4 protein-coding genes are annotated in these 2,798 nt (G+C 63.2%); all 4 read left to right on the forward strand.

Translation table 11 applies throughout. From position 1 onward, the window contains the following. Positions 1-70 precede the first annotated feature (70 nt). Entirely contained in the window at positions 71-1,141 is a 1,071-nt protein-coding gene (gene plsX, locus EOA75_RS31505) for a phosphate acyltransferase PlsX (RefSeq protein WP_067000757.1), read from the forward strand. A 9-nt stretch (positions 1,142-1,150) separates the two neighbouring features. Continuing rightward, positions 1,151-2,122 (forward strand): beta-ketoacyl-ACP synthase III, encoded by a 972-nt coding sequence (locus tag EOA75_RS31510; RefSeq protein ID WP_095778646.1) that lies wholly within the window; start codon positions 1,151-1,153, stop codon positions 2,120-2,122. Between the two features lie 102 nt (positions 2,123-2,224). Next, complete coding sequence (locus EOA75_RS31515; protein WP_067000778.1) at positions 2,225-2,548, forward strand: integration host factor subunit alpha; 324 nt, start codon at positions 2,225-2,227, stop codon at positions 2,546-2,548. 125 nt (positions 2,549-2,673) lie between these two features. Continuing rightward, the coding region (locus EOA75_RS31520; RefSeq protein WP_127326029.1) for a MerR family transcriptional regulator at positions 2,674-2,798 on the forward strand (125 nt) is incomplete at its 3' end.

Genomic DNA, 2,798 nt, shown 5'->3' on the forward strand with positions numbered 1-2,798 from the left:
ACCCTTCGCGAGCCCCCTTACCTCGGCAGGCGCCCGCCGCTAGCCAGGCAAACCGTGAGAAAAACACCGCGTGATCAGGATTTCCATCGATGCCATGGGCGGGGATCACGGACCAGGCGTCGTCATCCCCGCGCTGATGACGGTCGCCATCCGCCGCCCTGACATCCGTTTCGTCATCTATGGCCGCGAGGACGCTGTGCGTCCCGAACTGGCCAAGTTTCCCAAGCTCGCCGAGGTGAGCGAGTTCGTCCATTGCGAGATCGCTGTCAGGATGGACGACAAACCGAGCCAGGCGCTGCGCCACGGCCGCTGGAAATCGTCGATGTGGAAAGCGGTCGAGGCGGTGAAGAACGGCGCCGCGCAGGCCTGCATCTCGGCCGGCAACACCGGCGCGTTGATGGCGATGTCGAAATTCTGCCTGCGCACCATGGCCACCATCGACCGCCCGGCGATCGCGGCGCTTTGGCCGACGACGCGCGGCGAGAGCGTGGTGCTCGATGTCGGCGCCACCATCGGTGCGGATGCGCATCAACTCGTCGATTTCGCCATCTTGGGGACCGGAATGGCGCGCTCGGTGTTCGGTATCGAGCGGCCGAGCGTCGGCCTGCTCAATGTCGGCGTCGAGGAGATCAAGGGCCAGGAGGAGGTCAAGGAGGCCGGGCGCATGCTGCGCGAGGCCAACATGGCCTCGATGAACTATCGCGGCTTCGTCGAGGGCGACGACATCGGCAAGGGCACGGTCGACGTGGTCGTCACCGAGGGCTTTGCCGGCAACATCGCACTCAAGACCGCCGAGGGCACGGCAAGGCAGATCGCGGGCTATTTGCGGGCCGCCATGAGCCGCACGCTGATGGCCAGGATCGGCTACGTGTTTGCCAAAGGTGCCTTCGACCGGCTGCGCGAAAAGATGGATGTCGGCCGCTCCAATGGCGGCGTCTTTCTGGGCCTGAACGGCATTGTGGTGAAGAGCCATGGCGGTGCCGATTCGGATGGCTTTGCCGCGGCGATCGAGCTCGGCTACGACATGGTGCGCAACAATCTGCTTGACCGGATCGAGGCCGATCTCGATCTGTTCCATGCGCGCAATCCGACTGCCCAGGCAAACAGGAAATCCGGCGTCGCCGTCGAGGCCGAGGAATAGGAACGAACCTTGATCAGATCAGTTGTGCGCGGCAACGGTGCCGCGCTGCCCCGCCGCATCATGAAGAATGCCGATTTCGAAGGCATGGTCGAGACCTCCGACGAGTGGATCGTCCAGCGCACCGGCATTCGCCAGCGCCACGTCGCGGCCGATGACGAGACGACGGCCTCGCTGGGCGAGGCGGCGGCGCGCGCCGCGCTCGACAGCGCCGGCCTGACGCCAGCGGATATCGACCTGATCGTGCTGGCGACCTCGACGCCCAATAACACGTTCCCGGCGACGGCTGTCGAAATCCAGAACCGCCTCGGCATGCATCACGGCTTCGCCTTCGACATGCAGGCCGTGTGTTCCGGCTTCGTCTATGCGGTCGCCACCGCCGATCTCTATATCCGCGGCGGGCTGGCAAAACGCGTCCTGGTGATCGGCTCCGAAACCTTCTCGCGCATCCTCGACTGGAGCGACCGCTCGACCTGCGTGCTGTTTGGCGATGGCGCCGGCGCCGTGGTGCTCGAAGCGGCGAAAGGGGCTGGCAACATCGCCGATCGCGGCGTGCTGGCCGCCAGCCTGCGTTCGGATGGCGTCCACAAGGAAAAACTCTTCGTCGACGGCGGCCCGTCCACCACGGGAACGGTCGGCCATCTCAGGATGGAAGGCCGCGAGGTCTTCAAGCACGCGGTCGGCATGATCACCGACGTGATCGAGGCCACTTTCGCCGAGGCCGGCATCACGGCGGAAGACCTCGACTGGTTCGTGCCGCATCAGGCCAATAAACGGATCATTGACGCTTCCGCCAAGAAGCTCGGGATAGCCGAAGAGAAAGTCGTGGTCACCGTCGATTTGCACGGTAATACCTCGGCTGCCTCCGTGCCGCTCGCTTTGTCGGTGGCCGTCGCCGACGGCCGCATCAAGAAGGGCGACCTTGTTCTGCTTGAGGCGATGGGCGGGGGTTTTACCTGGGGCGCGGTGTTGCTGCGCTGGTAAGTGCCGAGCGCGTGGGTTCGGTCCTTGACCTTGCCGGATCAATTACTTACGCTCTGCCGCTGCCTGTATCGATTTATGTTTTTGAGCTGATGGGACGGTCGCATGGGGGGAAAGACACTGACGCGTGCCGACCTAGCCGAAGCCGTTTACCGCAAGGTTGGTTTGTCGCGAACTGAATCGGCCGAGCTGGTCGAGGCCGTCCTGGATGAGATTTGCGAAGCCATCGTTCGCGGCGAGACGGTGAAGCTGTCTTCCTTCGCGACTTTCCATGTCCGCTCCAAGAATGAGCGCATCGGCCGCAATCCCAAAACCGGCGAAGAAGTGCCGATCCTGCCGCGCCGCGTGATGACCTTCAAATCCTCGAACGTGCTGAAGAACCGCATCTTGCGTTCGCACCAGAACAGCAAGGCCAAGGGCGTCAAGTAACCCTCGAATGCCGGTTGAAAACCGCGGCCCCTTTGACGCCGGGCTTGAATATCGCTTCATAAACCGCTGAAATAAGGTGCGATTCGGATCAACTCCGGATTGCGGTCCAGCGTGAGGATTCGCCCATGGACAAGAGCCCCGATGCTTTCCGTACCATCAGCGAGGTTGCGGAAGATCTCGACCTGCCGCAGCACGTGCTGCGTTTCTGGGAAACCCGTTTCAACCAGATCAAGCCGATGAAGCGTGGTGG

This window comes from Mesorhizobium sp. M1A.F.Ca.IN.022.07.1.1, from assembly GCF_003997575.1.
Classification (GTDB): domain Bacteria; phylum Pseudomonadota; class Alphaproteobacteria; order Rhizobiales; family Rhizobiaceae; genus Mesorhizobium.

Excerpts from the sequence above, each read along its gene's own strand:
- EOA75_RS31515 (WP_067000778.1), top strand. The coding sequence starts at position 2,225 with ATGGGGGGAAAGACACTGACGCGTGCCGACCTAGCCGAAGCCGTTTAC.